The following is a 26,762-nucleotide window of genomic DNA, read 5'->3' as shown; positions in this document are numbered from 1 at the left end:
TATCAGGACGCCGCCATCCGCAGGATGTCATTGTAGGTGGCGAACACCATCAGCATCAGCACCAGACCGAGCCCGATCCGGAATCCCATCTCCTGGGTCCGCTCGGACAAGGGGCGGCCGCGGACCAGCTCGGCCGCATAGAACATAAGGTGACCGCCGTCGAGCAGCGGAATCGGGAACAGGTTCAGCAGGCCGATCGACACCGACAGCACCGCGCACAGATTGATCACAAACTGGAACCCGGCGCTGGCCGCCTGCCCCGACATCTTGGCGATGCCGAGCACGCCGCTGACCTCGTTGGGATTGCCCTGTCCGACGAACAGCGAGCCCAGGAACTTGAAAGTGCTGGTGATGATGAACCAGACCTGCTCGACCCCGATCTTGAGCGCCTCGCCGACGCCGACCGGCGTGGTCGAGGCCTCGCCGGCCTGAGCCTTGTGCTCGACGCCGAGCACGCCGAGACGGTGGCTGTTGCCGAAGGGATCCTTGCGTTCGAGCAGCGCCGGCGTCGCGGTCAGCGCCACGATGGCGCCGTCCCGCTTGACCTGGAAGGTAAGCGCCGAACCGGCATTCATCGCAACGATTCGCTGCATGTCGGCAAAGCTCTCGATCGGCTTGCCGTCGATCTGCACCACGACGTCGCCGATCTTGAAGCCGGCCGCAGCCGCCGCGCCGTCGGCCACGACACCATCGACGCGCGCGATCGTGCTCGGCTTGCCATAGTACAGCGCCATGCCGGCGAAGATCAGGGCGCCCAGGATGAAATTGGCGATCGGTCCAGCGGCGACGATGGCGGCACGCGGGCCGACCTTCTTGTGGTGGAAGCTGCCGGCGCGCTCCTCGGCCGTCATGGCCGCGAGCGTCTGGGACGACGGCGTCGAGGCCTCGCTCTCGTCCCCGAAGAACTTGACGTAGCCGCCGAGCGGGATCGCCGAGATCTTCCAGCGGGTGCCATGGCGGTCGTTGAAACCGACCAGCTCAGGTCCGAAACCAAGCGAAAAGGTTAAGACACGAACGCCCGCCCAGCGCGCGACCAGGAAATGGCCGAGCTCATGGAAGAACACGACGATCGTCAGGACGAACAGGAAGGGAACCGCGTAGCCGAGGAGCCCATGGCTCAACGTATTGAAACTATGGACGAAAAAGTCGATCATCGAATTCCCTCATCCAGCGCCGCAAGGCCCTGGCCCCGAACCACCTAGGATGCCTTTAAGGCAATTTGAGGCAATAGGGCGGCAGCTCTATTTCGCGCAACATGGTCAACAGAGATTGCATCGTCGGCTGACGTCAGCGGGGTCTGGTTCCCGCCCCGGATCCAGTCGTCCAGCGTCGCCTCGACCAGCCGCGCGATCGCGCCGAACCGGATCTTGCCGGCAATGAAGGCTGCGACCGCGACCTCGTTGGCGGCGTTGTAGACGGTGGTCGCCCCCTTCCCGGTCCGGAGCGAATCATAGGCGAGGCGCAGTCCGGGGAAGCGCTCGAAATCCGGCGCCTCGAAGGTCAGCTGGCCGATCTTGGCGAGATCCAGCTTAGCGGCGGGTCCCTTGATCCGGTCCGGCCAGCCCAGGCAATGCGCGATCGGTGTCCGCATGTCAGGCGCACCGAGCTGGGCCACGACCGAACAGTCCGAGAATTCGACCATGCCGTGAACGATCGACTGCGGATGAACCAGCACGTCGATCTCGTCCGGGCTCAGCGCGAACAGGTAGGACGCCTCGATCACTTCGAGGCCCTTGTTCATCATCGAGGCGGAATCGATCGTGATCTTCTGGCCCATGCTCCAGTTCGGATGCTTCAGCGCCTGGGCCAGCGTGGCCTGCTCGATGTCGGCAGGCTTCCAGGTGCGGAACGGGCCGCCCGAGGCCGTGATGATGACGCGAACGAGTTCGTCACGATTGCCCGAGGCGAGCGCCTGGAACAGCGCATTGTGCTCGGAATCGGCCGGCAGGATGCAGGCGCCCGCTTTCGCTGCGCGCTGCATGAAGAAATCGCCGGCGCAAACGAGGCATTCCTTGTTGGCCAGCGCGACATGCGCCCCGCGATCGACCGCAGCCAATGCGGGCTTCAGTCCGGCAGCGCCGCTGACGGCCGCCATCACCCAGTCGGCCGGCCGCGCGCCGGCTTCGATCACCGCGCTTTCACCGGCGCCGCATTCGGTGCTCGTGCCAGCCAATGCAGCCTTCAGCTCGGCAAGCTTGGAGGTGTCGGCGATCGCGACGAAACGCGCGGAAAATTCCCTGGCGAGCTTTGCCAGCGCCTCGACATTGCTGTTCGCCGTCAGGGCTTCGACCCGGTAGCGCTCGGGAGAGGCGCGCAGCAGATCCATCGTGCTGTCGCCGATCGAGCCGGTGGCGCCGAGAACCGTGACGCTGCGGACGGCAGACGCCGCAGCCTTGTTGTTACGCAATGGGACCGCGCTCATATCCTCACCAAACCATAAGACCGCTTCCGGCGCTATGCACACCATGGCGGAGGAAGCCGATAATCCATGCCATCAGGATGGCGGCGACAAAACCGTCCAGACGGTCCATTAGACCGCCATGGCCGGGAATCAAGTGACTGGAATCCTTGACATCGAAGCGCCGCTTCACCGCGGATTCGAACAGGTCGCCCAAGGCCGAGACCACCGACAGGATGGCGCTGACGAGCAGCAGTGGAACCGCCTTCCCGAGCCCGCAGGCCGCAAAGCCGCCCGCCACCGCAAGGCTCGCCACGAAGCCGCCGAGCGCGCCGGCCCAGGTCTTCTTCGGGCTCACGCGCGGCCATAGTTTCGGTCCGCCAATGCTGCGGCCGGCGAAATAGCCGCCGATGTCGGTCGCCCACACCACGAGCAGGACGAACATCAGCGCTGAGAAGCCGTTGACGAGGTCCTTCCGCACCAGGATCGAAGCCAGCAGCGCCGCCGCGGCATAGGCAAACCCCGTCGCGGCCCAGACAAACTTGCCGCGCGCGATCAGCGTCACGATCGCGCCGCCTACGCAGCCAACGATGATCGCGGTCTTGAGCGCGCCGAAGGCGACGCAGGCCCCCATCATGGCAATGGTGATCGTCCCTGCCCCGGTCAGCGCGGCTGAGCCGGCGCCCACCACCATCAGCCATTCCGCGAACAGCCCGATCGACACCAGGGTGACGAGCAGCGCCCAGAGCCATCCACCGACGTACGCGACCGCAATGGTCAGCGGCGCCAGCACCAGGGCTGCGAGGACCCGCATCACGAGATTGCTCGGGGCCGGCTGCGAGCCCGCCGGTGCCGCGTCGTGTTCGCTCACGAGGCGGTTTTCGCGACGAGACCGCCGAAACGGCGCTCGCGCCTGGCGAATTCAGCGATCGCGCCTTCCAGCGCCGCCTTGTCGAAATCGGGCCAGTGGATCGGCACGAAGACGAGCTCGCTATAAGCGGCCTGCCACATCAGAAAGTTGGACAGGCGCTGCTCGCCGCTGGTGCGGATGATGAGATCGGGATCTGGAATGTCGGGCGCATCGAGATGGGCCCCAAGAGTCTCTGCGTCGATCGTGGCAGGATCGCGCTTGCCCTCGGCGACTTCGCGCGCGAGCTTCTGCGCCGCTTTCGCGATCTCGTGCCGCGAGCCGTAGTTGAAAGCGACGACGAGCGTGAGACGCGTGTTGTCGCGCGTCAGTTCCTCGGCCTCGTTGAGGAGCGCGCAGATGTCGCCCTCCAGCCCATCGCGCTCGCCGATGATGCGGACCTTGACGCCGTCGCGATGCAGGCTCGCCAGATCGTTGCGGATGAACCGCCGCAGCAGGCCGAAGAGATCGCCGATCTCGCTCGCCGGGCGCGACCAGTTCTCCGACGAGAAGGAGAATATGGTGAGGTAGCGGATGCCGAGCTCATGCGAGGCCCGCACCACGCGGCGCAACGCCTCGACGCCGCGGCGATGCCCCTCCGCACGGGGCAAACCGCGCGCAGCCGCCCAACGCCCGTTGCCATCCATGATGATGGCGACATGCGCAGGCGCGTCGGACCGGTCGGGTCCTTCGGTGGCAGGCGCGGCGGCGTTGGACATGGAGGCAGCCTTAGACGGTGAGAATTTCTTTTTCCTTGGCGGCCAGCAACTGGTCGATCTCGGTGATGGTGCCGTCGGTCACCTTCTGCACCTCGTCGGCTTGACGCTTCTGGTCGTCCTCGGACATCTCGTGGTTCTTCTCGAGCTTCTTCAGAACGTCGAGGCCGTCGCGGCGGACGTGACGCGCGGCGACCTTGGCGGCTTCCGCGTATTTGTGTGCGACCTTGACGAGTTCCTTGCGACGCTCCTCGTTGAGTTCGGGAATGCGCAGGCGCAGCACCTGGCCTTCGGTCGCCGGCGACAGGCCGAGATTGGAATCGACGATCGCCTTCTCCACCGCCTTGACCATCGACTTGTCCCAGACCTGCACCGAGATCATGCGCGGCTCCGGCACGCTGACGGTGGCGAGCTGGTTGAGCGGCATGTGGCTGCCGTAAGCCTCGACCTGCACGGGGTCGAGCATCGAGCCGGACGCGCGCCCCGTGCGCAGTCCGCCGAGCTCGTGCTTGAGCGACTGAACGGCGCCCTGCATGCGGCGCTTCACTTCGTTGAGGTCGAAATTAGCCGTAGCCATCACGTTTCTCCTTCAAAATCCCGGCGACCTCTCCCGCGCCCCTCCCTTTGGGGAGCGTCAGATGAGCCGTCAGCCGGCGACGATGGTTCCGTGGCCGCCGCCACGCAGAATCGCGCCGATCGAACCCGGCTCCGCGATCGAGAACACGATGATAGGCAGCGACGTCTCGCGGGCAAGTGCGAAGGCGGTCGCATCCATCACCTTGTAGCCGCCCTCGATCGCCTGCGAATGCGTCAGCCGGTCGAACCGCGTCGCGGTCGGATCCTTCTTCGGGTCGGCCGAGTAGACGCCGTCGACATTGGTCGCCTTCAGCACCGCCTGGGCGCCGATCTCGGCGGCGCGCAGCACCGCGGTCGTATCGGTGGTGAAGAACGGATTGCCGGTTCCGCCACCGAGAAGCACGATCCGGCCCTCGGCGAGGTATTTGTGCGCCGCGGTGCGGGTGAACAGCTCGGAAATCTCGGGCATGACGAAGGCCGACAGCGTGCGCGCCGGAGTGCCCTTGCGCTCGATCGCCGATTCCAGCGCGAGGCAGTTCATCATGGTGGCGAGCATGCCCATGGTGTCGCCGGTCGGACGCGACACGCCGCGGGCCGATACCTCGACACCGCGCACGATATTGCCGCCGCCGATCACCACCGCAACCTCGGTGCCGAGATGGCGGGCGGCGATCAGGTCGTCCGCAACCCGGTCCACGGTCGGCTGATCGATGCCGAACCCCTGCTGTCCCGCGAGATATTCGCCGGACAGCTTGATCACCACGCGACGGTAAGCCGGATCAGTCATGAGCACTTTCCTCGTCCGGGCGCCGCTTCCGGCGGCACGCCGGAAGGAACGTTCCGGCGCTTACTTCTTGCCGCTGGCCGCCGCGACCTCGGCTGCGAAGTCGCTTTCCTGCTTCTCGATTCCCTCGCCGAGAGCATAGCGCACAAAGCCCGCGATCTTGATGGCGCCGCCGACCTTGCCTTCGGCTTCCTTCACCGCCTGCGCCACCGACTTGCCGGTGTCGTGGATGAAGGCCTGCTCGAGCAGGCAGACTTCCTTGTAGTAGGTCTTGAGGCCGGACTCGACGATCTTCTCGATCACGTTCTCCGGCTTGCCCTGCTGGCGATATTTGTCGGCGAGCACGTCCTTCTCGCGCTTCACGACCGCCGGATCGAGGCCGGTCGGATCGAGCGCGAGCGGGTTGGTGGCGGCGATATGCATCGCGATCTGGCGGCCGAGCGTAGCGAGCTCGTCGGCCTTGCCGGGCGATTCCAGCGCGACGATCACGCCCATCTTGCCGGCGCCCTCGACGACCGCGCCGTGGACGTAGCTCGACACCACGCCCTGGCTCACTTCGAGGGCAGCTGCGCGGCGCAGCGACATGTTCTCGCCGATGGTGGCGATCGCATCGTTGATCGCGGCTTCCACCGTGACGTCGCCGACTTTGGCGGCCTTGATCTTCTCGACATCGGCGCCGACGTCGAAGGCGACCTGGGCGATCATCTTGACGAGGCCCTGGAACTGACCGTTGCGCGCGACGAAGTCGGTCTCGGAGTTGACCTCGACCACGACGCCCTTGTTGCCCTTGGTGAGCGCGCCGATCAGGCCCTCGGCCGCGACGCGGCCCGACTTCTTGGCAGCCTTGGACAGGCCCTTCTTGCGGAGCCAGTCCTGCGCCGCTTCCATGTCGCCAGCGGTCTCGGTGAGCGCGGCCTTGCAGTCCATCATCCCCGCGCCGGTCGACTCGCGCAGGTCCTTGACCATCGCAGCTGTGATCGTTGCCATCGTTGAAAATCCTTTTTGCCTGCCGGTTTGCCGCGGCGTGGCATCAAATTGCCCCGCCGCGGTCCATCTCAGGAATTCGCGTCAACTGAAATGGTGGCCGGAGCTTATCCGGCCAACCCATCGCTCTTTTTGACTATTCCGCTTCCGCGGTCAGCGCCTTGGCTTTGGCGACCCAGGCGTCCGCGCGGCTCGGCAGACCGACTTCTTCGCCGATCTTGTGCGCGGTATCGTGGTCGAGCTCGGCGAGCTGCCAGAAGTGGAAGATACCGAGGTCGTTGAACTTCTTCTCGATCGCGCCCGAGACGCCCGGGAGCTTCTTCAGGTCGTCGGCGGTTCCGCGGGGACCCGCAAGGCCCTGGAAGCCGCTCGAGGAAGCGGCCGGCAGCTCTTCGGCGAGCGGACGGGTCGAGGCACCGATGTCGATGCCCGAATCACCCTGGGCGCGCGAGATGCCGTCGATCGCCGCACGGGCGATCAGGTCGCAATACAGCGAGATGGCGCGGCCGGCGTCGTCATTGCCCGGCACCACATAGGTGATGCCCTTCGGATCCGAATTGGTGTCGACGATCGCGGCGACCGGGATGTTGAGCCGCTGGGCTTCCTGGATCGCGATGTCTTCCTTGTTGGTGTCGATCACGAAGATCAGGTCGGGCAGACCGCCCATGTCCTTGATGCCGCCGAGCGAGCGGTCGAGCTTGTCGCGCTCGCGCTGAAGCGTCAGGCGCTCCTTCTTCGTGTAGGAATTGGCTTCGCCGCCCGCCAGCACCTCGTCGAGGTGACGCAGGCGCTTGATCGAGGCCGAGATCGTCTTCCAGTTGGTCAGCGTGCCGCCGAGCCAGCGCGAATTGACGAAATACTGCGCGCAGCGCTTGGCAGCGTCCGCGACGCCGTCCTGCGCCTGGCGCTTGGTGCCGACGAACAGGATGCGGCCGCCCTTGGCGACGGTGTCGCTCACCGCCTGCAAGGCGGTGTGCAGCAGCGGCACGGTCTGCGCGAGGTCGACGATGTGGATATTGTTGCGAGCGCCGAAAATGAACGGAGCCATTTTCGGATTCCAGCGGTGAGACTGGTGACCAAAGTGCACGCCAGCTTCGAGCAGCTGACGCATAGTGAAATCGGGTAGTGCCATCGTTCTAATTCTCCGGTTGGTTCCTCCGGAAACGTGTGAGCAAAACGGAGCGTTCTCGCCCCGGCTGCCACCGGACGGCCTTGTGAGCCATGTTTCCGTGTGAGATGGCGCGCTGTATAGCGCCATTCCGGCCAGAAGCAAGGAAATAAGGGCCTTCAGGGGCGGTTTTCGCCCGCCGAAGGCCCATTCCACGATTGCCGCCCTCCGCTAGCACCTCGGCTGGTTCGGCGGGCATTTCTTTGCAGCCGGCGGCGGCGCCGCGGGACGCGGCGGAGGTGGCGCCGGGCGCGGCGGGGGCGCAACAGCCATCCGGGGCGGCGGTGGCGGTGCCGGCCGGGCGACCGGCGGCGGCGGCGGTGCGGGCCGGGCCATTGGTGGCGGGGGCGCGGGCCGCGCCATCGGTGGCGGCGCAGGCCGTGCGACCGCCACGGGCGGAGCCGCCCGGACCGGCGGAGGCGACGCCACATGCGGCGGCGGTGCCGGCCGGGTCATCTGCGGCGGCGGAGCGGTCGGCCTCGCCACGGCCTGAGGCCGCGATGGTGGCGGTGGGGATGGCCGGGACGCCTGAGCTGGAGCTGCCGACGGCAGATTTTGTGGCCTGACTGGCTCGCGCGCTGCCGAGGGCGGCGGGGTGACCGGCCGTCCCGCGATGCCGCTGGGCGGCGCGCCCGCAGCGGGCACTGGCGGCTTCGGCAGCTGGCCCGGTGCAACGGCCGGGTTTGTCGCGGTGGGCGCAGCCGTCGCCGGAGCGGCAGCCGTTGGCACACCGGGGCGGCCGGGCGGTGTCGTGCCGGGCGCTGCAGTGGTGGGTGCACCCGGATGCGGCGGCCCGCCGGGTAAATTCGCCGTCGGCGCGGGCCGACCGCCAGGCAGAGGCCCTGCCCCCGCTGGCGGCGCCGGCGGGCCGCCATGGGTCCCGGGAACCGGCAGCGTGTTGGCCTGGGGCAGCCTGGTCTGCGGCGCAGCGGTCGGCGCCGCGCTAGGGACAGCATTCGGGACGGCACCCGGTCCCGCCCCCGGTCCTGCATTTGGTGCGACATTGGCCGGCGTCACCGGCGGTGCCCCGGGCCTTGCCGTCGGCTGCATCATCGCGCTCGGCGGCATCGGCGCCTTGCCCTGCTGGATCAGCGCCGCGCGCTGCGCGACCGCCTGCGGCACGGCTGGACCGACCGTGTTGGCGCGGCCGGCAACCGCCGGCGCGAGATTGCCAGGTCCCGCTCCGGGTCCGGGTCCTGCCGGTCCTGGCCCCACGCCCGGCGGCGGCGGCAGCGGCGGCCGGTTGATCACGGTGTTGATGACCGTGGTGTTGTGGATGTTCTGGTAGATGATGTTGTTCGGCGGCGGCGCAACATAGAGCGGCGGCCTGACGAACACGGGAATCGGCACGAACATCGGCTGGGGCAGCACGAACAGGCCGACCACCGGCAGCGGCGGCTCGAGCACGACGAAATCCGGCGGCGGCGGCGGCAGATAATAGACCGGCGGAGGCGGTGGTGGCGCGAAGCCGAACACGGGATCGCCGAACAGCAGCACCGGACGGTCGACATAGACGATCTCCTCCGGCGGCGGAGGCGGCACGTCATAGTCGATCATCGCAAAGCTCGGCGGCGGCTCGACGGGCGCGGTCAGGATCGCGAGGCGCCGGCGCGCATCGCCTGCATGGGGCCCACGCGGATAGCGGCGCAGATAGGACCAATAGGCCTCCGGCGTGTCGGTACGATAGGTCCGCCGCCAGGTGATCGCCTCGCGGCGCGCCGCGACGATCGCCATCACACGCTTCGACATCGGGTCATTCGGATAGGCCGCGAGAAACTCCTCATAGGCCGGCAGCGTGTCACGCTCGAGCACGGCCGCGTAGGCATCCTGCGCACCGAGATCGCGAATAGGCTTGTTACGGGTCGCCGCGACCTGGTCCGGCGCGGTCTGCGGCGGCGGGGCGTCGGGTCCACGCTCGAAGAACGAGAATGGCGCGGATATCTTCTGCTCGTTCCACGGCACCTGCGCGCCCTTGCTGGCCTCGTTGACGCGCAGGCGCAGGCGATCGAACACCTCGGGCAGCGGCAGGCCGCCGGTGCGGATCATCTCCGCGAGCGACTGCGCATAGATGCCGTAAGGCCCGGGCTCCTCCGGCGCCACGGTGCCCGGCGCAGCATTGAAGGCGATCAGCATGTTCGGATCAGGCTCGACCAGCGCCAGCCCGCTCGCAATCTGCTGGCCGCCCTCGATGAAGGGTTGCGCCCGCGCGGCGTCGAGCACGACGATGTTGGCCTTGAGCGGAATGGCAGCGAGCTGACGCAGATAGTCGCTGACGCGCAGGCCTTCGGTCGGAACATCGGTGTCGCGGGTGATGTTGGAATCGACCGGGATGAAATAGTTCTCGCCGGCAAGCTGTACGCCGTATCCGGCCAGATAGACCATCGCGACCGTGCCGGGTCCCGAGGCCTGCGCCTTCTGGATGAAATCGCGAAAACTCTTGCGCATCGTGTCGCCGTCGAGATCGCGTGCGCCGACGACGTCGAACCCGGCCGCCTGCAATGTCTGTGCGATCAGGCCGGCATCGTTCGCGGTCGTCGCCAGCGGCGACTTGGCATAGGCGCCGTTTCCGACCACGAGCGCGATGCGCTTTTCCTGTTGCTGCGCGCGTGCCTGATCCGGCGCGCCCGCGGCAAGGGCGACGATCGGCAGGAGAAGGCAGATGAAAACTGTGAGCGTCCCACGCATGGCTTGCTTGCCCGCTTCCGTTGTTGAGGTGCCACCGCGCATCAGACGCCCGGCCAGCTGAACGGCGCTTGAACGAAAGGCTGGGATTGAGGCGGCGGGATGGCGCGCTCGACACGAGCACGCCCCGGCAGATTCAGGACGATCGCATTTGAAAACAGCCGGATGACCGGCCTCCGTGGGAAAGAGGCCAGATCACGTGGCCCGGTGCTCCGGACGCCGGGCTCAGGCCTGGGCAAGCAGCTCGACGGTTCCTGTCCTCAATCGATAGATGCCGCCGAGCACCTTGAGCTTGCCCTGCTCGACCGCCGCATTGAGGATGGGAGCGGCTGATTTGAGCTTGGCGACGTTGTCGATGACATTCTGACGGATGGCGTTGTCCAGCGCATTTCCGCTTTGCTGGGCAGCCGCCTTCACCGCAGGCGCGATCGCGGAAACGAGCGAGGGGATGTGCCCCGGCAGCGGCTTGTCGTCCTTCAGCGACTTGATGGTCGCGTCGACGGCGCCACAACTGTCATGGCCAAGCACCATGATCAAAGGCGTGCCGAGCACCGCGACGGTGTATTCCATGCTCGCGACGGTTTCCTCCCCGGCAAAGTTTCCGGCGACTCGGCAGACGAAGAGATCGCCGCGACCGGTGTCGAAGGCATATTCCGGCGCGATGCGGGAATCGGCGCAGCTCAAAACGGCAGCATACGGATTTTGCCCGCCGACCAGAGCCTCGCGCTCATGCGTGAAGTCGTGGCGGCGCGAAACGCCCGACACGTAGCGCGCATTGCCCTCCATCAGCCGCTTGAGCGCGGCATCGGGCGACAGCACGTTCTGCGGCTTGGGCGGTGCCTTCGCCTCTTTTGCCAACGCGGTCCCGCCAAGCGCCAGCCCGAGCGCCGAGGTGGCAAAAAACATCACGGAGCGCCGCGAAGGAGCAACAGGTTGATGCAGATTTTCGGAGCATTTGTCGCACATGGTTGTTATCTCCTTGGCTTCCGCCGAACCGGATATCAGGAAGACAACTCATAGCTGCGCTCGACAGACTTCGAAACCAGCCATGAGCTTGATAGTTAAGCTTTCGTTTGCGGCGGTGCAGGCAACGTCAGAGCTGCTGCACGTCCACGACGCCCGCGACCGCCTTGATCGCACCCGCGATCTGCGGCGAGACCTTGAAGCGGCCGGGCAGCTTCATCTCCACCTCGGTCTCGAGGTCGAGCATCATCACCAGCGAGACCTCGCCATCGCCGTTGGAGCGCGGCGCGAGACCGGGACTGGCGGTCTTTGGCGCGGCGCCGTTTGAGGCCGCGATGTCGGGTCCGGCCAATCGCTCGGCGATGGAGTCCAGCGGCTTGGTATCGCGCACGAAGATGCGCAGGCCCTTCTGCGTCTTGGCGGCGGCGTCATCCAGCGGCTCGGCGTGCAGCACGCGGGCTCGGACGTCCTCACCCTGAAGCTCGGCACCGAGCTGGAGCAGCACGGCGGCGCCGGGCTCCAGCACGTCGCGATATTGCGCGAGGCCTTCGGAGAACAGCACCGCCTCGAAATGGCCGGTCGGATCGGACAGGCCCATGATGCCCATCTTGTTGCCGGTCTTGGTGCGCCGCTCCATGCGCGACACCACGGTGGCGGCGACCTTGCCGGCGGTCGCGCCGGTCTTCACCGCCCGCGAGAATTCGGCCCAGCTCTGCACCCGCAGCCGCTTCAGCACGGTGGCGTAATCGTCGAGCGGGTGGCCGGAGAGGAAGAAGCCGACAGCGTCGTATTCGCGGCGAAGTTTCTCGGCCGGCAGCCACGGCTCGACCTGCGGCAGCATGATCGTCGGCGCGTCGGCGGCGCCGCCGAACATGTCGTTCTGCCCGACGGTCGCCGCTTCATGGGAGCGCTGACAGGCGGCGAGCACGGCGTCCGCACCGGCGAACACGCGGGCGCGATTCGGCTCCAGCGTGTCGAAGGCGCCGGCGGCCGCGAGACTCTCGATGATGCGCTTGTTGATCGCACGCGGATTGACCCGCGCGGCGAAGTCGGCGAGCGAGGTGAACAGTCCCCGCCTGGTCCGCTCCTCGATGATCTGGTCGATGGCCTGGATGCCGACGCCCTTCAGTGCGGCGAGCGCATAGTAGATGGTCTTGTCGCCGACCTCGAAGGTCGCGCCCGACCGGTTGATGTTCGGCGGCTCGACCTTGATGCCGAGGCGCTGCGCCTCGGCACGAAATTCGGAGAGCTTGTCGGTATTGTTCAGATCCAGCGTCATCGACGCCGCGATGAACTCGACCGGATAATGCGCCTTCATGTAGGCGGTGTGGTAGGACACCAGCGCATAGGCCGCCGCGTGGCTCTTGTTGAAGCCGTAGTCGGCGAATTTGGCGAGCAACTCGAAGATGGTCTCGGCCTGCGCCTTTGGCACGCCGTTCTTCACCGCGCCCGCGACGAAGATGTCGCGCTGCTTGTCCATCTCGGCGCGGATCTTCTTGCCCATGGCGCGGCGCAACAGGTCGGCGTCGCCGAGCGAATAGCCCGACATTACCTGCGCGATCTGCATCACCTGTTCCTGGTAGATGATTACGCCGAAGGTCTCCTTGAGAATCTGCTCCAGCACGGGGTGGAGATATTCCGGCTCCTCGTCGCCGTGCTTGCGCGCGCAATAGGTCGGGATGTTCGCCATCGGGCCCGGGCGATACAGCGCGACCAGCGCGATGATGTCCTCGAAACGGTCGGGGCGCATGTCGATCAGCGCGCGCCGCATGCCCTGGCTTTCAACCTGGAACACGCCGACCACGTCGCCGCGCGCCAGCATCTGGTAGCTCTCGGCATCGTCGATCGGCAGCGTGGCGAGATCGACGTGGATGTCGCGCGGCTTGAGCAGCTTGATCGCGACGTCGAGCACGGTCAGCGTCTTCAGGCCGAGGAAGTCGAACTTCACGAGGCCCGCCGGCTCGACCCATTTCATGTTGAACTGGGTCACCGGCATATCCGACTTGGGATCGCGGTACATCGGCACGAGTTCGCTCAAGGGGCGATCGCCGATCACGATGCCGGCCGCGTGCGTCGAGGCATGGCGGGTCAGGCCTTCGAGGCGCTGCGCGATGTCGAAGGCACGCGCAACTACCGGATCTTCGTCGCGAAACGCCTGAAGCTTCGGCTCGCTCTCGATCGCGGCCGCCAGCGTCACCGGTGCGGCGGGATTCTGCGGCACCAGCTTGGTCAGCTTGTCGACCTGGCCGTAGGGCATTTGCAGCACGCGACCGACGTCGCGCAGCACGCCACGCGCCTGCAGCGTTCCGAAGGTGATGATCTGCGCGACCTGATCGCGGCCGTAGCGCTCCTGCACGTACTTGATCACCTCGCCGCGGCGGTCCTGGCAGAAGTCGATGTCGAAGTCCGGCATCGAGACGCGTTCCGGATTGAGGAAGCGCTCGAATAGCAGGCCGAACTTGATCGGATCGAGATCGGTGATGGTCAGCGCCCAGGCCACCAGCGAGCCTGCGCCGGAGCCGCGGCCCGGCCCGACCGGAATGCCCTGGCCCTTCGCCCATTTGATGAAGTCCGACACGATCAGGAAGTAGCCCGCGTACTTCATGCGCATGATGACGTCGAGCTCAAACGCCAGGCGCTTGCTGTAGTCCTCGTCCGTCGTCCCCTGCGACAGGCCGTGCACGCGCAGGCGGTTGGCAAGCCCCTCCTCCGCCTGCCGCTTCAATTCGGCCGCCTCGACCGATGCGGCATCCGAGCTTGCGGCGGCGCCGACAGTGAAGAACGGCAGGATCGGCTTGCGCGTCATCGGTCGGAACGAGCAGCGCTCGGCGATCTCCACCGTCGAGGCCAGCGCCTCCGGAATGTCGGCGAACAGTACCGCCATCTCGGCGCGGGTCTTGAAGCGGTGATCGGGCGTGAGCTGCACGCGATCGGTCTCGGCGATCAGCCGCCCGCCGGCGATACACAGCAGCGCGTCATGCGCCTCGTAATCGTCGGTCGCGGCGAAATACGGCTCGTTGGTGGCAACCAGCGGCAGGCCTTTGGCGTAGGCGATGTCGATCAGGCCGCTTTCGACGCGCCGCTCCCTGTCGATGTTGTGGCGCTGCAATTCGACGTAGAGGCGATCGCCGAACAGATTTGCCAGGCGCTCGCAGCGCACGGCGGCAAGCTCGGCGTGTCCCGCCGACAGCGCCAGCGAGATCGGCCCGTCAGGGCCGCCCGTCAGCACGATCAGGCCTTCGGTCTCGCCTTCCATCCAATCGAATTTGATGAACGGAGCGTGGCTGTCTGGCGATTCGAGGAACGCCCGCGAGTTCAACCGCATCAGGCTGCGATAGCCGCGCTCCTGCGCCGCCAGCAGCACCACGCGGGAGGGCGGAAGCGCGTTACGCGCGCTGGGATCCTGGTCGCCGAAATCGATCGCGAGCTCGCAGCCGACGATCGGCTGGATGCCGGAGCCCGCCATCTTGTCGGAGAACTCCAGCGCGCCGAACATGTTGTCGGTATCGGTCAGCGCCAGGGCCGGCTGATGATCCTTCTTTGCAAGCTCAGCGAGCTTGCCGATCTTGATCGAGCCCTTGAGCAGCGAATAGGCCGAGTGAACGTGAAGGTGGACAAATCCGGCGCTCGGCATGGTCGCGTGACGGCCTCTTGCAGATGAGATGGAGCGGTCGCCGGCTCCAGGGGATCCTGAGAGCATTCTGCACCCGCCCGGCCGACTCGCCTGCCAATGGTGGGGCGTCACTGCTTCAGAGTCCACGCCCGAGCGGCCGATCGGCCACGTCGTCCCGCTTTTCCCCAGGCCCGCGCCGTGAAGGGCCTGAGTCGGGGTCCAGGGCGCCGGCTTATAGGATTGCCGCCCTAGAGCTGCGGAATCACCTGCGCCCAGATTGCGATCATCCCGACGAACAACGAGATCGAGGCGAGTGCGGCGGCTTCTTCCACGAAAATCTTGAACATGGCTTACTCCATCACCAGAACGGATGCAGAACATTGTTCTCATTTCGTTCTCGGGAGTCAAGCCGTCTCCACCATCTCAAAATGAAATGGTTAACTTGCTGAATTCACATAATAAAAAAGCCCCGGCGCAAGGCCGGGGCTTTCGACAATCGCTTCTTGCGAAGCGGCGTGTCTTAGTAGCGGGCGACGAGCGGGCCACCGAACTTGTAGTTCAGGCGGACGAGGCCCATGTCGACGTCCTGACGGATGCGCTCCGTGCCGGCGAAGCCAGCAAAGGTCACGTCCTTGTCGGACAGGAAGATGTGATTGTACTCGACGCCAACCGACCAGTTCGGGGCGAAGCCGTACTCGAGGCCGGCACCGACCGTGCCACCCCAACGGGTATCGCTGGTCGAAGCGAGCAGCGCACCGGCCGTGCTGGAGATCTCGTACTTGTCGCTGACCACGGCGGCACCGCCCTTGACGTAGATCAGGACGTTGTTCCAGGCGTAGCCGACCTGGCCGGTGATCAGACCGAAAGCATCGATCTTGGTGCGGTTACGGGTGGCGAACAGCGCGCTGGTGTTGTCGCCCGAGAAGTCGGCCCAGTTGCCCTGGCCTTCGACGCCGAACACCCACTGGCCCGACTGCCAGCGATAGCCGACCTGGCCACCGACCGTGCCGCCCGTTGCGTCGTGCGAACCTTCACGGCCGACGCCAACGAAATCCCAGGTCGCGTGCGACGAACCGCCGCCGCCGTTGATGCCGATGTAGAAGCCGCTCCAGTCATAGATCGTGGCGACCATCGCCGGCGCCTTGGTGTAAGGCCGCGCAGCGAGGTCAGCCGCCAGCGCCGGCGCAGTCGCGCTGAGCGCAACGAGGCTGACAGCGGCAAGCAACAAATTCTTGTTCATTTGAATCCCGTTCCAGTTTCTTCAGTAGGCCCCCGGGCCGTGGCGTGGTCATAACAGTGATTGACGGAATTGCTGTAACCGCGACGCAACAGTCCCAGCCAAAGGCCGACGCTGCGTTAATGGATGTTTAGCAGCGCGCGCAGGAAACCCTTCGAAACAAGAGTCTTCATGAGTTCCATCGTCGACTACACGAATTAAACTGCATGCGCGCGTACACACTGACGCACGCACAATTCCGTGATTGGAGAATCGAAATGCGTGGACGAATTGCTCTCCCCATTGTCGCCACATTTTCGCTCGCAATCGCCACATTTGGATTCGCGGTGAGTGAGAGCACGCCGGCACGCGCCTTCGGAACGCATCACGCATTCTGCCTCACCGGCGATGAATGGCCGGGGCTGAGCAACTGCACATTCGACACGTATGCGCAGTGTCAGGCGAGCTCCTCGGGCCGCGCGCTCACCTGCATCGCGAATCCCTATTTCGCCGGCCAGAGCGATGATCCCTACGCCTATCAGAATCGTCCGCGCGCACAGGTGCCGGGCTTTTCACCGGGCTACTACCTGCCGCGCTGAGATGCGCTGCGCTCGGGACGCTGATATGCAGCCTGCCTCGCAAGGGTGCTCCGGTGTTGACGCCGGCTGATCCCGCTTTAAGCACGACGGAGAAAGCTTGCAGGGGTGGCGACGTTCGCTGGGCTGGTTCCAGTTGACGCCACCAATGCAGGACACATGACGACCTCGCCTCAAGCGACCTCACCTCAAGTGACCTCACCTCAAGTGAGCTGGCCCCGCGCAAGCGCGCCATCGGCTCCCCCTCACCTCGCCATCGTGCTGTTCTCGCTCGCGATGGGCGGCTTTGCGATCGGAACCACCGAATTCGCATCGATGAGCCTGCTGCCGTTTTTCGCAGCCGACCTCGGAATCGACGAGCCGACCGCGGGACACGCGATCAGTGCCTACGCGCTCGGCGTGGTGCTGGGCGCGCCGCTGATCGCCGTGCTCGGTGCGCGCTTTGCCCGCCGGACGCAATTGCTGGTCCTGATGATCGTGTTCGCGCTCGGCAACGCGCTCACCGCGCTTGCGCCCGGGTTCGGCTGGATGATCGCGGCCCGCTTCCTCTCGGGGCTGCCGCACGGCGCCTATTTCGGCATCGCGGCTTTGGTCGCAGCCTCGCTCGTTCCCTTTGACCGGCGCTCGCGGGCGATCGGCCAGGTCATGCTCGGCTTGACCGGCGCCACCATCATCGGCGTGCCCCTGGCCAATCTGATCGGTCAGGCGGTCGGCTGGCGCGCGAGCTTCGGCCTCGTCTCGGTGCTGGCGTTGCTCACGGTGATGCTTTGCGCGCTGTTCGCGCCGCGCGACCGGGCCGGCAGGTCGGATCCGCTGCGTGAGCTCGGCGCGCTCCGAAGCGGCCGCGTCTGGCTCACGCTCGGCATCGGCGCCATCGGCTTCGGCGGCATGTTCGCGGTCTACACTTATCTGGCGACGACACTGATCGAGGTCACCAGGGTCAGCGCCGCGGTGATTCCGTTCTTTCTCGCCATCTTCGGCGTCGGCGCCACGCTCGGCAATCTGTTCGTGCCGCGCTTTGCGGACCGCGCCTTGATGCCGACGGCGGGCGCCATCCTGCTGTTTGCCGCGGTCGCTCTGCTGGTGTTTCCGCTGGCGGCCCATAATCCGTGGCTGCTGGCGGCCGACATCTTTGCCATCGGCGCCAGCGTCTCGCTCGGCGCCATCCTGCAGACCCGGCTGATGGACGTCGCCGGCGATGCGCAGGCGCTCGCAGCGGCGCTGAACCATTCAGCCTTCAACACCGCCAATGCGCTCGGCCCGTTCCTGGGCGGCCTCGCCATTCGCGAGGGGCTGGGCTGGACCTCCACCGGTCCGGTCGGCGCCGGGCTGGCGCTGCTCGGCTTCCTGATCTGGATCGTCGCCTGGCGCGACAGCGGATCGGCTTCGGCCAAGGCGGCCCATGCTGCTCCACTGAAGAGCGCGCCCGCAAGACCGGCGCCGCCGCTGGCGCCAGCGGACCAAAACCGTTCGGACGCCGCCAGGCATCCGGTGGCCTGACGGCTCGACGGCTCAGCTGTGCCAGGGTGTATTGCGGATGCGCGTGCACGCGTTCGGCTTGCGGAAGCCGGGATCGCGATCTTCGATGTAATCGAAATTGACCGTCCCGAACGTCGTCTGGGGCTTCTTCAGCGCTGAGCAGGTCTGCACCTTCAAGAACTCGTTCTTGAAATCACCGCGCGGAAACGCCGTGATCACCTGGTCGCGCTGCTCCGGCGTGTAGTCGTCGTATCCGACGCCGACGACATCCACGAGAACGCCCGCATTGGTGAGCGCGATCTCCGGCCGCATATATTGCGGGATGCCAGGCGTCGTGTGGAGCGCGATCGCTTCCCACACCAGATCGGCTTGCGGATCGGCGATGCCATGTGCCCGGAGAAAGTCGCGCGCTGCGTCCGCGCCGTCGACCTCGAACCGCCTTGTCTGCGAATGGTAGTGATCGACGAGACCGAGATCGTGAAACAGCGCCGCGACATAGAGCAGCTCGGAATCGAATTTCAGCTTTTGCCGCAGCCCCTTCATCGCGCCGAACACGTAGACGCGAACCGAGTGGTTGAACAGCATCTCGTCTTCGTAACCGTGTACCAGCTCGGTTGCCTCTCCCGCCAGCTTGCTGTCGGGGATTTTGACGCCCGATATCACGCTCATCATTTTCAGGCTCCTGCTCTCTGTTGCAGCCCATGCCGGTCGCAATCAGGCCGCCTTCTCGATGGCGGCTTGCGGCGTTTTACGGAAGCTGATCGCCATGCGATTGTAGGTGTTCATCAGGCCGATCGCGATGGTGAGATCGACGAGTTCGCGCTCATCGAAGACCGCGCGGGCAGCCTCGTAGGCCTGCTCCGGCACGCCGGTATCGGCGACGCGGGTCACTGTCTCGGCCCATGCGAGCGCGGCGCGCTCGCGGGCATCGAACAGATTGCCGGCCTCCGCCCAGGCCTGCAGCAGCGCGAGCTTCTCGACCTTCACTCCACTCCTGATCAGATCGCGCATGTGCATGTCGAGGCAATAGGCGCAGTTGTTGATCTGCGAGACGCGCAGATAAACGAGGTTGAGCAGAGTCGCGGAAAGGCTGCTCTGCATGATGTAGCCGTAGACTCCGCCTAACGCTTTTACGCCTGCCGGTGCGATGTGGTCGTAGTCGAGACGCCTGGTCATTGTCCTGCTCCTTGATGGTCAGTGCCCCTTAGGTGCCCCCGCCATGGTTCACAAAAAAGGACCAAGAACGCACGAAAATCGTGTACCATGCCTTATGGCCAAGCCGCTGGGATTGAAGCTCGATCGATCTGCAAAGACGCCGCTGACCGAACAGATCCACAGGGGCATCAGGGCCGCCATCGAGAGCGGCGTGCTCACCCCGGGCGCACGGCTGCCATCCTGGCAGGATCTGGCGGCCCAGCTCGGCGTCGCGCGCGGGACCGTGCGCGCTGCCTATGAAAAGCTCTCCTCCGCCCAGCTGATCGTCGCCGCGCGCGCGGCCGGAACGCATGTCGCGGACCGGCCGTCGTTCCCTGTCCGGCGGGACAATGCCCCGCCCCCCGGCTCGTTCATGGAGATGTACCAGGAGCTCACGGCGGGGCCGGCGATCTTCCAGATGGGCGTTCCGGCACAGGAGACCTTTCCCGCCAAATTGCTCGCGCGAATCCGCGCGCAGGCGGTCCGCGTCGAAACCAGCGCGCCCGCGATTTACCCCGACCCGCGCGGCGAGTCGGCGTTGCGACGCGAGATCGCCGCCTACCTTGCGCTGGCACGCGGGATCGAATGCGCGCCGTCGCAGATCATCATCACCAGCGGATTCAGCGGCGGCCTCGGCCTGGCACTCCGTGTTCTCCGCCTCGAGCAGAAGAAGGCGTGGGTAGAGGATCCCGGCTTTCCCTTCACCCGTCACGGCCTCCAGCTTGCGGGATTGTCGATCGCGCCAATCCCAGTCGACGTGGACGGCATCGATGTCGATTACGGCTTGAAACATACGCCCGACGCGGCGCTGGTCGTCGTCACGCCAGGACAGCAGGCGCCCCTGGGATCGACGTTGTCGTTGGCAAGACGCGTACGCCTGATCGACTGGGCTGCCCAAAGCAAGACCTGGGTGATCGAAGATGATTATCTGAGCGAGCTTCAAATCAAGGGTCGGGCCACGCCGGCTCTAGCCTCGCTCGATCGCGCCGGCTGCGTCATTCACATCGGCTCCTTTAGCAAAACGGTAACGCCTGCCCTGCGGCTCGGCTTCGTCGTTGCACCCGCCGCTCTGGCGGCGCGATTTGCCGAAGCCGCCGCATGCCTCGCGCCGGCGCCCGGACCTGCGGTGCAGCTCGCGACCGCCGATTTCATGCGCGACGGCCATTACCTGCGGCATCTCCGTCGGACCAAGCGGGTCTATGCGGCGCAAGGCGATGCGCTGCTGAAACAACTTCGCGCCCGTACCGCGAATGTTGCGCTGTCCGGATTGGCGGCAGTCCTGCGCCTGGCGGGCGGAGCGCCCGATCTCGCCATCGCGCGGGAGGCTGCATCGTTCGGACTGGCGCCCACTCCTCTCTCGCTCTGGTATGCATCGAAAGCTTCGGCGCAGTCGGGACTGTTGCTGGGCGTCGCGACATCCCCGCAAAAGAAGATCGAGGCGTCCTGCGACAGACTCTTTCAGATCATCAGCCGCCATACCTGAAGGTTTTTTTCGCGAGCAACGGCCAACCCCGGCGCAAATCCGGCCTTCGCGGCCGCCATAGGTCCGGCCAGCGATACCACCGCGCCGGCAACAATGATCCACCGGCCGCCGACAGCCGTATACGCTATAGAAAGCAGTCCCGGAGCGCCTGATGCCCTATTTGATCGGTTACATCGCCGTGCTGATACCTTTTGCCGCGGTCGACGCCATCTGGCTCAGCTTGATGGGGCCTCGCCTCTACAAGCCGACGCTTGGAGACATTCTGCTGACCGATCTCCGCATTGGCCCGGCGATAGCGTTCTATCTGATCTATCCGGTGGGACTGCTCGCCTTCGCCGTCCTGCCCGGATTGAAATCCGGCTCTCCTGCCACGGTCATCGGATCTGGCGCGCTTTTCGGCGCCATCGCCTACGCCACCTACGACCTGACCAATTACGCAACTCTGCGCAATTGGACGCTCCAGCTCACCGTGCTCGACATCGTCTATGGCGCAGCGGCTTCCGCTCTTGCTGCCTTCGTCGGTCTTCTCGTGGTTCGCGCCATTTCGAACGCCTGACGCCTCAAGCGGAAGGTGATGGCGACAGCAGGTAGTGGCTGACACCCCACTCCTCGCCGCCGGCGTGACCGAACAGGCCGGCCGTGGCGAGAAAGAACAGCCGCCATCGCCGCTGCCAGAGGCGCGCGTCCTTGCCGTAGACCTGTCTCAGCACGTCGAAGATCTCCGTGCGATTTCGGTCGAAATTGGCAAGCCAGTCCCTCGCTGTCTTCTCATAGTGCCGGCCGTTCCACTGCCACTCCTCATCGACGCCGAAGATATCGCCAAACTGCCGGATCAGCCCTTGGCTCGGCATGATGCCGCCGGTGAAGAAATGCTGCGCGATCCAGTCCGCCCGGTTCTCAGGCGAGAACCGGTACGAGCCGGACTTGTGGGTGAAGATGTGCAGGAATAGCTGGCCCTCGGGGCGCAACGCGGCGCGCATGCGCGTCAGCAGCGGCCGCCAATTGACCATGTGCTCGAACATCTCCACGGAGACCACCCGATCGAAACGCCCCTCCGGCACGAATTCGTTCATGTCGGCGGTGATGACGGAGAGATTGCGCAGGTTCGCCGCATCGGCCCGGCGAAGGATGAAGTCGCGCTGCGACGCCGAATTCGAGACCGACGTGATGCGTGAGCGCGGATAGCGCCGCGCCATCCACAACGACAACGAACCCCAGCCGCATCCCAGTTCGAGAATATCCTGCCCGTCCGCCAGTCTCGCGTGCCCGGCGGTGAGCTCCAGCGCGCGCTCTTCGGCCAGCGCCAGCGTATCGCGATCGTCGGCATAGAAGCAGCAGGAGTATTTGCGCTGCGGACCGAGGATCATCTCGAAGAACCGCGCCGGGATCTCGTAATGCTGGGTGTTGGCCTCGGCGGTGTTGATCGCAATCGGCAACGCTGCGATCGCACGTGCGAAGCCGGCATCCGAACCGCTGCGGGATTGCGCCAGGCTGCGCCGGGTGCGCTCGACCAGGCGGCCGATTACCGCCGCGCTGACACGATCGGGCCAGGGGAGCGTTTCGCCCAAATGGATCGCCGTCTCGGTGAGCGTCAAGCTAGCCTCCCGCGGTTATCTTTGGCGGCCATGGAAAGAAGACGTTCGTGCTCATCTGGTATCTCCGGAACGCATCGCCGCGAGCCGCCAGCATGTGCTCCTCCAGCGGCGGAATGCCTGAGACATAGACCAGCAACCAGTACATGCAGAGCGGCGCCGCTAGCGCGACGTAGCCCCAGGGGGCGTGCCCGCCGAGGTCGATGGCGAGGACAGGATAGGCAAGCCAGCCGAGCCATTCGAAGAAGTAGTTGGGATGACGCGACCACCTCCATAGCCCGACGTCGCAAATCCTCCCCTTGCGCGCCGCGTCATGGCGAAACCGGCGGAGTTGCTCGTCGGCGATCCCTTCGCCTCCGACGGCCACGACGAAAATCAGGATCGCGATCGCGGTTTGCGCCGGAGGCACCGGCCCCGGCGCATTTGCGGCCAGCCACATCGACAGCGCGAGGGGAATGCTGACGATCGCCTGCTTCTGCAACAGCCGGAACATGTTCGATGATGCGTCCACACCCCAGTCGCGAATGAGCCTGGCATAGCGCGGATCGTCGGTGATGCCCCGGGTGCGGCGCGCGATGTGGGATCCGAGCCGAAGCGCCCAGATCGCCGCCATCGCCGCGACGAGGACGCTGTGAAAATGCATCGGCCTGGCCGTGAAGGCGCCGGCAAAGCCGACGAAGCCAAGCCCGAACGTCCAGATGGTATCGACCCACCCGGAATTTCGCGACGCGCACCAGACCAGCCAGGCAAAGGCCATGACGACGGAGAGTGCGGCCGATACGGAGGCGAGACCGAGTATAAATGTGGAAGCCGTCATTGAGGCCCCTTGGCTCGTGGTGATCGGGGCCCGGCCCTGCCCGCTACACTGGTGGTTTGCATACAACTTGATACGCATGCAGACCGGCTTTGGATCATCGCGGATCGACCTGATCCAAAGCCGCTTCTCATCCGTATCTGTCTCTGGACGTAAAGATCGGCGATCGGACGCAGGTAACCACGAGGACGGGGCAGATGCAGGGTGAAATCGGACCGCGGAAGCGGATCGCGGTCGTTGGAACCGGTATCTCCGGAATGTCCGTGGCGTGGCTCCTGAGCCAGAAGCATGACGTGACGGTCTATGAACAAGACGGCCGGCTCGGCGGTCATTCCAACACCGTCGAGGTCAGCACGCCTGATGGAACGGTCGCGGTCGATACCGGGTTCATTGTCTACAACGAGAAGACCTATCCCAATCTCACGGCGCTGTTCGCCCATCTCGATGTGCCGACGCATCCTTCCGAGATGTCGTTCGCCGTCTCCCTCGAAGAGGGCGAACTGGAATATTCGGGAAGCAGCCTGAACGGGCTGTTCGCGCAACGCAGCAATGTGTTCCGCCCGCGGTTCTGGTCGATGCTTGGCGATCTCTGGCGCTTCTATCGCGAAGCGCCGCGGGATCTGTCGTCCCTCGACGACCTGTCCTCCCTGGAGCAGTATCTCGATGCCGGCACTTACGGCGAGGTCTTCCGCAGCGACCATCTGTTGCCGATGGCGGCCGCGATCTGGTCGTCGTCGCCGAGCCTGATGCTGCAATATCCTGCCGCTTCCTTCATTCGCTTTCACGACAATCATGGCCTGCTGCGCCTGCGCAACCGGCCGCAATGGCGGACGGTCGTCGGCGGCAGCCGGACTTACGTCGATGCGTTGACGCATCGCTTCAGGGACCGCATCCGTCTTGCCCGGGGCGTCACGGCGATCCGCAGGCGCCCGGATGGCGTCGAGGTCAGGGATTGCGGCGGCCATGTGGACCATTTCGACGAGGTGGTGATCGCGGCGCATGCCGACCAGGCGCTTGCGCTGCTGGACGAGCCCACCGCAGAGGAGCGGAGCCTGCTCGGGGCATTCCGCTACAGCCAGAACCGCGCCGTCCTCCATAGCGATCCGGTGCTGATGCCGCAGCGCAAGGCGGCCTGGGCGAGCTGGAACTACATCGGGGGCCGAGGCACCGCGGACAGTCCAACCGTGACCTACTGGATGAACGCGCTGCAGCACCTGCCGACCGCGCAGAATTTGTTCGTGACGCTCAATCCCCTGGTCGAGCCCAGGCAGGTCTTGCACGAGGAATGCTACGAGCACCCGATTTTCGATGCCGAGGCAATGAGCGCACAGCGCCGCTTGTGGTCCCTGCAAGGCCGGGATCGCCTGTGGTTCTGCGGCTCCTATTTCGGCGCCGGCTTCCACGAGGACGGGCTCCAGTCCGGGCTCGCCGTTGCCGAAACACTCGGCGGCGTCAGGCGACCATGGCGTGTTGAAAACGAGTCCGGCCGCATCTACATTGACGATGCGAGCTGTCATCAGAGCGGGCGACTTGCCGCATGACGTCTTCTTCGTGCCTATATACTGGCCAGGTTGTTCACCGCCGCTTTCTGCCCCGGGCGCATCGTCTGCGCTACCGGGTGTTCTGGATTCTGCTCGATCTGAGCGAAGTCGAAAGCCTCTCGAAAAAGCTGACCTTCTTTTCCCGGAACCGGTTCAATCTCACCAGCTTCCACGATTCAGACCATGGCGATGGCAGTGACCTGCCGCTTCTGAAGCAGGCCAGGGCCCTCCTGCGGCAGGCCGGATGCCAGGCTGACCAGCTCGTCATCAAGCTGCTCTGCATGCCCCGCATCCTCGGCTATGGCTTCAACCCGCTGAGCGTCTATTTTTGCAGCAGGCAGGACGGCTCGCTCGAAGCGATCATCTACGAGGTCCACAATACCTTCGGCGAGCGGCACAGCTATGTGATGCCGGTCCAAAAAAGGACGGTCCAAGGAGCCGTTCAAGACCCGGTACAAGGCGCCGCGTCGGATATCGTCGAGCAGCATTGCGCCAAGGGGTTCTACGTCTCGCCGTTTCTCGGCATGGACATGTCCTACGGATTTCGTGTCCGGCCCCCGGCCGCGCAGGTGGAGATTTCCATCCACGGCAAGGAGAACGACAAGACCATCATCGCCGCATCGCTTTCCGGAGCCCGTCACGAATTGACCGACGGTTTCCTCCTGAAGGCTTTTGCCAGCCACCCGTTGCTGACCATGAAAGTCATCGCGGGCATTCATTGGCATGCGTTGCGGATGGTGCTGAAGGGCTTTCGCTTCCATGCACGTCAGCAGGCCGCGCACGGCGCGGCAGAAGTCGTCAACAGTCGAGGTATACAACCTTGAGGTCCGATTCCTCCTTGATGTCCTCCGAAGCCGCCTCCGGGCCCTCACGGCTCGCCACCTGGATGTTTGAACGGCTGCTCCCACGGGTTCAGTCGGGCCATTTGCGGCTTACTCTGCCGAATGGCCAGCATCTCGATTTGGGCAGGCGGGATTTGGGTACCGACGTCACCATCACGGTGCATCGCTGGCGCGCCCTGCGGCGCATCGGGCTAACCGGCGAGGCCGGCTTCTCCGATGGCTATATTGCGGGCGACTGGTCGACCAACAACCTTGTCAGCGTGCTGGACTTCCTCATTCGAAACGAGACGGCCTTTGCCGGCGTCGCGAGCTCTCGCCCGGCTCGCTTGCTTGATTGGCTTCGGCACCGCGCCAACGAAAACACCCGGACCGGCAGCAAGAAGAACATCGCGGCCCACTATGACCTTGGCAACGAGTTCTACCGCCATTGGCTCGATCAGGGCATGAACTATTCCTCCGCGATCTATGACTCGGAGCTTTCGCTGGAAGCCGCACAGCGAAACAAGCTCGAGCGGGTTTCCCGCTACCTCGGTCTCAAAGGCGGAGAGCGGGTTCTCGAGATCGGCTGCGGCTGGGGATCTCTCGCCGAGCACATCATTCGCGGCTACGATGCCGCGGTCACCGGCGTCACCCTCTCGAGGTCGCAGCTGGACTACGCGCGCAAGCGCCTGGCGGCGGAAATCGAGGCCGGCAAGGCCGCCTTTCTCTTCCAGGACTATCGCGACATCGTCGGACGTTTCGATCGAATCGTCTCGATCGAGATGTTCGAGGCTGTCGGCGAACGCTACTGGCCGCTCTATTTCGAAAAGCTGCGGTCGAGCCTCGTCAAAGGCGGGGTTGCCGTGCTCCAGATCATCACGATCGCACCGTCGCGCTTCGATGCCTATCGCGCGTGTCCGGACTTCATTCAACGCCACATCTTCCCGGGCGGCATGCTGCCGACCGCCGAGATCGTGGAGGAACATGCCGCCAACGCCATGCTCACGGTGACGGATCGAGAGTCCTTCGGTCTGAGCTACGCCCGCACACTTCGCGACTGGCGCGATCGTTTCCTGGGAGCCTGGCCTGAGATCGAGTCCCTCGGCTTCGACACGAGGTTTCGCCGAATGTGGGAATACTATCTGGCATATTGCGAAACCGGGTTTCGACACAGCGCCATCGACGTCAGCATCTTCAAGCTGACGCGGTGATCAGTCTCAGACGCTCTTCGCCTC

General features: G+C 65.2%; 23 protein-coding genes. 7 read left to right on the top strand and 16 right to left on the bottom strand.

Annotation, left to right across the window (positions count from 1 at the left end):
- Positions 1–2 precede the first annotated feature (2 nt).
- The 12 genes from rseP to WHZ77_RS15615 form a co-directional block, all read right to left on the bottom strand.
- Positions 3–1,154: an RIP metalloprotease RseP gene (gene rseP, locus WHZ77_RS15670; protein ID WP_375314431.1), complete on the bottom strand. Its 1,152-nt coding sequence runs from the start codon at positions 1,152–1,154 to the stop codon at positions 3–5.
- Positions 1,155–1,198: 44 nt separating this feature from the next.
- Positions 1,199–2,422 (bottom strand): 1-deoxy-D-xylulose-5-phosphate reductoisomerase, encoded by a 1,224-nt coding sequence (gene dxr, locus WHZ77_RS15665; RefSeq protein ID WP_375314430.1) that lies wholly within the window; start codon positions 2,420–2,422, stop codon positions 1,199–1,201.
- 4 nt (positions 2,423–2,426) lie between these two features.
- Complete coding sequence (locus WHZ77_RS15660) at positions 2,427–3,269, bottom strand: phosphatidate cytidylyltransferase (protein ID WP_015685827.1); 843 nt, start codon at positions 3,267–3,269, stop codon at positions 2,427–2,429.
- Complete coding sequence (locus tag WHZ77_RS15655) at positions 3,266–4,024, bottom strand: isoprenyl transferase (RefSeq protein WP_375314429.1); 759 nt, start codon at positions 4,022–4,024, stop codon at positions 3,266–3,268. The genes WHZ77_RS15660 and WHZ77_RS15655 overlap by 4 nt, the downstream gene beginning before the upstream one ends.
- A 10-nt stretch (positions 4,025–4,034) precedes the next feature.
- Positions 4,035–4,598: a ribosome recycling factor gene (gene frr / locus WHZ77_RS15650; protein WP_375314428.1), complete on the bottom strand. Its 564-nt coding sequence runs from the start codon at positions 4,596–4,598 to the stop codon at positions 4,035–4,037.
- Positions 4,599–4,667: 69 nt separating this feature from the next.
- Positions 4,668–5,384 carry a UMP kinase gene (pyrH, locus tag WHZ77_RS15645; RefSeq protein ID WP_151649973.1) on the bottom strand — a complete coding sequence of 239 codons (717 nt, stop codon included), beginning with the start codon at positions 5,382–5,384 and terminating at the stop codon, positions 4,668–4,670.
- Positions 5,385–5,444: 60 nt separating this feature from the next.
- Entirely contained in the window at positions 5,445–6,368 is a 924-nt protein-coding gene (gene tsf / locus WHZ77_RS15640; RefSeq protein WP_015685823.1) for a translation elongation factor Ts, read from the bottom strand.
- A 133-nt stretch (positions 6,369–6,501) separates the two neighbouring features.
- On the bottom strand, positions 6,502–7,497 hold the full coding sequence (locus tag WHZ77_RS15635) for a 30S ribosomal protein S2 (protein WP_375314427.1): 996 nt from the start codon (positions 7,495–7,497) through the stop codon (positions 6,502–6,504).
- Between the two features lie 207 nt (positions 7,498–7,704).
- A complete protein-coding gene (locus tag WHZ77_RS15630) occupies positions 7,705–10,218 on the bottom strand; it encodes a caspase family protein (RefSeq protein WP_375314426.1) in 2,514 nt (837 codons plus the stop codon).
- A 222-nt stretch (positions 10,219–10,440) separates the two neighbouring features.
- Complete coding sequence (locus WHZ77_RS15625; RefSeq protein ID WP_375314425.1) at positions 10,441–11,181, bottom strand: carbonic anhydrase; 741 nt, start codon at positions 11,179–11,181, stop codon at positions 10,441–10,443.
- 127 nt (positions 11,182–11,308) lie between these two features.
- Entirely contained in the window at positions 11,309–14,812 is a 3,504-nt protein-coding gene (gene dnaE / locus WHZ77_RS15620) for a DNA polymerase III subunit alpha (RefSeq protein ID WP_375314424.1), read from the bottom strand.
- Positions 14,813–15,311: 499 nt separating this feature from the next.
- Complete coding sequence (locus WHZ77_RS15615; protein WP_375314423.1) at positions 15,312–16,031, bottom strand: outer membrane protein; 720 nt, start codon at positions 16,029–16,031, stop codon at positions 15,312–15,314.
- A gap of 254 nt (positions 16,032–16,285) precedes the next feature.
- Here WHZ77_RS15615 and WHZ77_RS15610 point away from each other — a divergent pair, with 254 nt between their 5' ends.
- The gene (locus WHZ77_RS15610) at positions 16,286–16,606 is read left to right on the top strand and encodes a DUF3551 domain-containing protein (RefSeq protein ID WP_375314731.1); all 321 of its coding nucleotides are present in this window, start codon (positions 16,286–16,288) and stop codon (positions 16,604–16,606) included.
- Positions 16,607–16,762: 156 nt separating this feature from the next.
- Complete coding sequence (locus tag WHZ77_RS15605) at positions 16,763–18,103, top strand: MFS transporter (RefSeq protein WP_375314422.1); 1,341 nt, start codon at positions 16,763–16,765, stop codon at positions 18,101–18,103.
- Between the two features lie 12 nt (positions 18,104–18,115).
- On the opposite strand, the gene WHZ77_RS15600 is transcribed toward WHZ77_RS15605, so the two are convergent.
- Complete coding sequence (locus WHZ77_RS15600) at positions 18,116–18,754, bottom strand: HD domain-containing protein (protein ID WP_375314421.1); 639 nt, start codon at positions 18,752–18,754, stop codon at positions 18,116–18,118.
- Between the two features lie 42 nt (positions 18,755–18,796).
- Complete coding sequence (locus tag WHZ77_RS15595; RefSeq protein ID WP_375314420.1) at positions 18,797–19,258, bottom strand: carboxymuconolactone decarboxylase family protein; 462 nt, start codon at positions 19,256–19,258, stop codon at positions 18,797–18,799.
- Positions 19,259–19,352: 94 nt separating this feature from the next.
- Between WHZ77_RS15595 and WHZ77_RS15590 the strand changes: the two genes are divergently transcribed.
- Positions 19,353–20,759, top strand: coding sequence for a PLP-dependent aminotransferase family protein (locus WHZ77_RS15590; RefSeq protein ID WP_375314419.1), 1,407 nt, complete (start codon positions 19,353–19,355; stop codon positions 20,757–20,759).
- Positions 20,760–20,910: 151 nt separating this feature from the next.
- Complete coding sequence (locus WHZ77_RS15585; RefSeq protein WP_375314418.1) at positions 20,911–21,315, top strand: DUF2177 family protein; 405 nt, start codon at positions 20,911–20,913, stop codon at positions 21,313–21,315.
- A gap of 4 nt (positions 21,316–21,319) precedes the next feature.
- Here WHZ77_RS15585 and WHZ77_RS15580 read toward each other — a convergent pair whose 3' ends face one another.
- On the bottom strand, positions 21,320–22,354 hold the full coding sequence (locus WHZ77_RS15580; protein WP_375314417.1) for an SAM-dependent methyltransferase: 1,035 nt from the start codon (positions 22,352–22,354) through the stop codon (positions 21,320–21,322).
- A 1-nt stretch (position 22,355) separates the two neighbouring features.
- On the bottom strand, positions 22,356–23,168 hold the full coding sequence (locus WHZ77_RS15575) for a DUF1295 domain-containing protein (RefSeq protein WP_375314416.1): 813 nt from the start codon (positions 23,166–23,168) through the stop codon (positions 22,356–22,358).
- A gap of 194 nt (positions 23,169–23,362) precedes the next feature.
- On the opposite strand from WHZ77_RS15575, the gene WHZ77_RS15570 reads away from it, so the two are divergent.
- Genes WHZ77_RS15570 through WHZ77_RS15560 form a run of 3 tightly spaced genes read left to right on the top strand, consistent with a single transcriptional unit; the run spans position 23,363 to position 26,738 of the window.
- Positions 23,363–24,706, top strand: coding sequence for an NAD(P)/FAD-dependent oxidoreductase (locus WHZ77_RS15570; protein ID WP_375314415.1), 1,344 nt, complete (start codon positions 23,363–23,365; stop codon positions 24,704–24,706).
- Positions 24,703–25,530, top strand: a complete 828-nt coding sequence (locus WHZ77_RS15565) for a DUF1365 domain-containing protein (protein WP_375314414.1) — start codon at positions 24,703–24,705, stop codon at positions 25,528–25,530. Before WHZ77_RS15570 ends, WHZ77_RS15565 begins: the two co-directional genes overlap by 4 nt.
- On the top strand, positions 25,425–26,738 hold the full coding sequence (locus tag WHZ77_RS15560) for a class I SAM-dependent methyltransferase (RefSeq protein ID WP_375314413.1): 1,314 nt from the start codon (positions 25,425–25,427) through the stop codon (positions 26,736–26,738). The genes WHZ77_RS15565 and WHZ77_RS15560 overlap by 106 nt, the downstream gene beginning before the upstream one ends.
- The last annotated feature ends 24 nt before the right edge of the window (positions 26,739–26,762 follow it).

It is taken from the genome of Bradyrhizobium sp. A5 (assembly GCF_042076515.1).
Lineage (GTDB): Bacteria > Pseudomonadota > Alphaproteobacteria > Rhizobiales > Xanthobacteraceae > Bradyrhizobium > Bradyrhizobium cosmicum.
The sequence above is the reverse complement of the archived record's forward strand: the minus strand, read 5'-3'. Positions and strand labels throughout refer to the sequence as shown.